This is a genomic window from Microcoleus sp. C2D2 (assembly GCF_036702495.1).
In the GTDB taxonomy this organism is placed as follows: Bacteria; Cyanobacteriota; Cyanobacteriia; order Cyanobacteriales; family Microcoleaceae; genus Microcoleus.
Map to the genome: position 1 here is coordinate 1 of NZ_JAUBTO010000294.1, position 4,316 is coordinate 4,316.

Below are 4,316 nucleotides of genomic sequence, written 5' to 3' on the forward strand. Positions count from 1 at the left end.
ACAACAAACTACATTGAGTTGTAGTCGGATTTAACTGTAGCATATTTTGGGTTCCAGTTAAGATGCGTTTACCCTGGTATTTTTACCCCCATCACGAAAGTAAAAGAAGTAAAGTTACTGCGGTTTTTGAACTTAGGAAAGCCACGTCCCTCGAAAAAATTCTTATAGGCAGTGTCCAGTCGTTTGACGTTTTGCTGTAAAACTGTCGAGTCTATCCCGGCAAACCAGGGCCTAGCTGCTTTTAATTCGGGCAACGCGGTAATTTGAATGTCGCCTGGGTTGCGTCGAGGGTTTTTAACTTTCCCCTCTTTGTCTGTTTTACCTATTTTCCAAGGTTCTCCAGTGGCACCGTTTTTACTGACACAACTGGTCAATGGACAGGCTTCACCTTGCGTTCTAATGTCGCAATAGTTACCTTGAATGAATTGTTGACTATATTGAGTGATTCTGTCATTGAGACACCAGTTGAAGTGGCTTCGCAGCATATCTACCCAAGTGGATATTTTTAATTTTTGTGTTTGATTCGGTCGCAACTTGTAGGCATAGTTTGTTAACAAGTTCAACTCTTTCTTTTTTTGGGCTACTGTTAGTATACAGTGAAGTGCTTGCGTGTTTTTATCTTTTACATTTCTTCAAAAAAGAGGGCTTAAGGCTTATACTTTTACTTGCAAAGCCGTCCTATAAGGACGGGGTTTTAAACCCATTTATTTGATAATTTGCTTTATCCCTCCAAGTCAATCGCTTCATGGGCTAAACTCCGCGTTTGCTACACTATGGGTGTTTTGTACCCATGCCGGGGCTGTAATATCGAGACTTCTCCGGCATAGATAATTTAGTTGCTCTCTAATTGCTGGTGGTATTTCCTAGTTTCCGAGATTCTACGCTTGAGGGTGTCTAATGCCCTCACCGCTGTCCAATTACCCCGATTAGCTAATTGGATATATTGCTGTATCAATTCTTCGGTGATTTGTTGGTCTAGCCACTGCACCAATTCTGCGGTTGCGAGGCGCGCTTGGGGATTGGTGTTGCCGAACATCTCGAACATTCCCAAACGCTGCATTTGCTCTAAGGTCATACTTTCCACCGCTTTCACGGCTTCTTCAAACTCTTGGGCGGTCAACTGGGACGGCTCATGGGGATGCTGCTGTAACAGGAAATAATCGATTTCTTTGTACGCGCCGACATACATTTTATGGCGAACAGTGTCGCATAAAATAGCGTGTTCGGGCAATTCATAAAATTCTCCAAAACGGAAACCCATCGCCTTGAGGCATGGGAGGAGTTTTTGCGACTTTAGTCGCAGTGAGTCTTCGAGAAAGAATAGCTATAGCCATCCTTTCGGTGAACAATTTGGCAGTATTTGTAACCAATTCCCTGAACCAATTCAGATGCAGAAATATTAAACGAGCCACTTGTTCTAACAGCAACACGACCAACATAAGTGCCGATTTTCTTTCCACTGGTTACAACCGCCTTCACAATGTCGCCAGTTTGAAAACCTTTGACAAACTTGTTGCGAGGAGTGTACCGGGATGGAAAGCCAAATTTATCAGTTCGGCACATTTGGCGCGTACCGTGTCCAGTTGCTTTAATTAACAAAGGTTGATTTGTCAAAACCTCCAAAGACTCAATATGCCCAACACAAGCCGCATCAATCCAGTGAGATTTAGCTAATCCCAGTCGAGTGCGATTAAACTTGGTTAATCCACCAGAGCCAGTCGATACAGGCAAACCCATCTCTTTGAGCCGATTCAGTAAAGCCCAACGGGTTGAATTAACTACTGCCGCATCCTTAAGAGGACGTTTCGCTTGGGCAAGTATCCGCTTGAGAACATCTGGCTTTTTAACCAGGAACCTCTCAATATCTTGAGTACCTTTCTTGATATTGCACTTCTCACAAGCAAGGCAAAGATTAGAGATGCGGTTAGTACCACCTTTAGCTTTGGGATGGATATGCTCAACTTGCAACGGCACGTTTTCGATACCACAATAAGCACATTTTCTATCCCATTTGTCAAGCAAATACTGCCGCACTTCATAACCAAGCAAAGTGCCTTGTTGATACTCAACACCAGAGATTTCTGGGTTTTCTAATTGTTGCAAATCAAACCGTACCAACTCTTGAACAATTGAACCAACTGGTGCAAATCTAATTAGTTTTGCCACCCAAGTCATTATTGTTTCAACTCGATGCTGCAAAGATGGCGCTAGCCATCCCTTCGGTTTACTCCGGTTTAGAAACCTTGCTGGACGATAACGAGTATGTCTGTTTCTACGACCGCGCCGTAGAGAGCGACGAGATTCAAGACTAGCTTTAATTGCTTGACCCCGATGGGCTAATTCTGCGCCAAACAGCACCCTAGAGCCTTGCAATAAAGCGATTCCGCTTGTTTTGGAGCCTGGGTCTAACTTAAGAGTTAGTTGCTCTGGTGTGACCTCATTCTTTGAAACCTTGAGCATAATGGTAAATGGGTATCTGCGGAAAACCGCAGCTTTACCAGAGGTTAACAACCGTCTTGCTACCGAGGGGTGGCAAGGAGTTAAAGGTTGTTTGTTAATGTCGATAACGAATACGAAATTTGACATTTCTGCCACTCCATTTCTGGGTAAATTTAGCTTCGCCAATGTTTAGTGAGCTTTTTAGACTTGCAGCACTGCGTCAGTGACCTTAACGCTTTTTAACTGCAAATGACAGAGCGGAAAACTAGCTTCGCATTCTCCGGTGTCTTGACTCACAAAACGTAGTCTGAGGACTAAGGCTGGTCAGTACGGCTTGCAATTTCTTACAAGCCCATCCCCTTCAGGGGTGGGTTACTGACCACAGATTAGGTCTATCGCGGGCTCTGGAAATTGATTCCGGACATATTCTATGAACGCAGGTTCACCTGCAATGCCCACTCGGTTTTGCAAATCTGCCAGTTCCAACTTTTATTCTACTTCCAGCCGGTGGATTCCTGTTGAATTAATCAAAGCGTAGAGCATAGCTTACTCCCTATTTTTTACACCCTAGCGGTAGCCCTTTAATTTAAATTATTTGTATATTTAAAATTACTCTTGATATTAAGTTGATTTAGTATGACCTCTGCTTACCACCTAACTCGCCCAACTCTGGTGGTTAGTGCTATCACGCCCGCGATCGACCAATCGTGCGGGCATTGCTTATAACGATGGCGTAATTACCAAGTGGGATACGTTCGAGAAGTGCTACTCCCACACCCAACTCAAACACTTTATTGAAGATACTTTGGGCGTACCTGCTCGGTATCTCACTCACAATACCTACACCGTTTCTCATAACTCTAAAGCTCTTTCCCTGATAATCCACCCAAGATTTTTTCCTTAAAAGACAGTCTGTCCCCGCCATTTGGAGGGGGCTATTTTAATTATCCAAAACCACCGGATTTGGTGAGGTCAGACTTAAACTGAAGCCAATACTATTATTTTATAACGTAATAAAAGCCAGTGTTTATGAAGAAAAAATCCTCAATACCAGATGCAATTCTGGCTATAGATTTTGGAGGCTTATCTACTAGAGTTTTCTGCCAAAGCTCGCAAGCAGGCAGTAAAGCAAGCTCCTTTGTAATGGAATCACAGGTGGGGCCAGTGAGCCAAGACATAGCCAATTGTTTCACACAACCCAACCTCGCATCAGCATCTCCCGAAAATATTGCTTGGGTGGCAATTGGCAATGAATGCCGAGCCGTTGGCTACTTGGCAGCAGCGCAATTCAATGCTCACATCGGTTTGGCGGGACTGAAGTACAGTAGCGCTTTGTACAAAGCTCTAGCAGCTCTGTGGGTAGTGTCGCGGAAGTTAGATTTAGGCAATCAATTTAGCGCTGCGATCTCCGTTTTCTTGCCCCCAGGCGAATTTAATGACTCCAAGCAATTTTTTGAGCTATTAAGTCAATACTCTGCTTCATTTGAAACGCCTACCGGCAAGCTATCCGTCACCCTGGACAAAACCCAAGCTTTGCAAGAAGGCGGCGGTATTGCTTTGATCCACAATAGCAATTTAGGTTCAGCCTTCAAGCAGCGGGTAACTGCCTTTGTTATGGTAGGATTTCGCAATGCTTCGGTAATAGTTTCGGCACGCGGTGCTGTCGGTAAGGGCAAAACTTCAGACTTAGGAATGGTAAGGTTGGTAGATCTAGTTCAAGAGCGAACCTCTAACTACGATGCTTCCCGTTTGGCTTTATCAATCGCTCAAGCGGGCGTAAGCTACAACCGCCCTTACTTTCAGGGTAAACGCATCTAAATTAATTTGACAAAAAAGTGAATTTGTGCATTACTAAATCACTAAAAAAACCTTCTTAC

General features: G+C 43.9%; 5 protein-coding genes. 2 read left to right on the forward strand and 3 right to left on the reverse strand.

The genetic code is table 11. The annotated features are described in order from the left end of the window. Positions 1-68: 68 nt before the first annotated feature. The 3 genes from QUB61_RS38095 to iscB form a co-directional block, all read right to left on the reverse strand. Positions 69-563, reverse strand: a complete 495-nt coding sequence (locus QUB61_RS38095; RefSeq protein WP_333136507.1) for a helix-turn-helix domain-containing protein — start codon at positions 561-563, stop codon at positions 69-71. Positions 564-832: 269 nt separating this feature from the next. Further along, positions 833-1,261 (reverse strand): hypothetical protein, encoded by a 429-nt coding sequence (locus QUB61_RS38100; RefSeq protein WP_333136505.1) that lies wholly within the window; start codon positions 1,259-1,261, stop codon positions 833-835. 32 nt (positions 1,262-1,293) lie between these two features. Continuing rightward, positions 1,294-2,586, reverse strand: coding sequence for an RNA-guided endonuclease IscB (gene iscB / locus QUB61_RS38105; protein WP_333136503.1), 1,293 nt, complete (start codon positions 2,584-2,586; stop codon positions 1,294-1,296). Positions 2,587-3,118: 532 nt separating this feature from the next. Here iscB and QUB61_RS38110 point away from each other — a divergent pair. Together QUB61_RS38110 and QUB61_RS38115 are read left to right on the forward strand one after the other, a co-directional pair. After that, positions 3,119-3,343, forward strand: a complete 225-nt coding sequence (locus tag QUB61_RS38110; protein WP_333136501.1) for a hypothetical protein — start codon at positions 3,119-3,121, stop codon at positions 3,341-3,343. A gap of 125 nt (positions 3,344-3,468) precedes the next feature. Then, complete coding sequence (locus QUB61_RS38115; protein WP_333136499.1) at positions 3,469-4,257, forward strand: hypothetical protein; 789 nt, start codon at positions 3,469-3,471, stop codon at positions 4,255-4,257. Positions 4,258-4,316 lie beyond the last annotated feature (59 nt).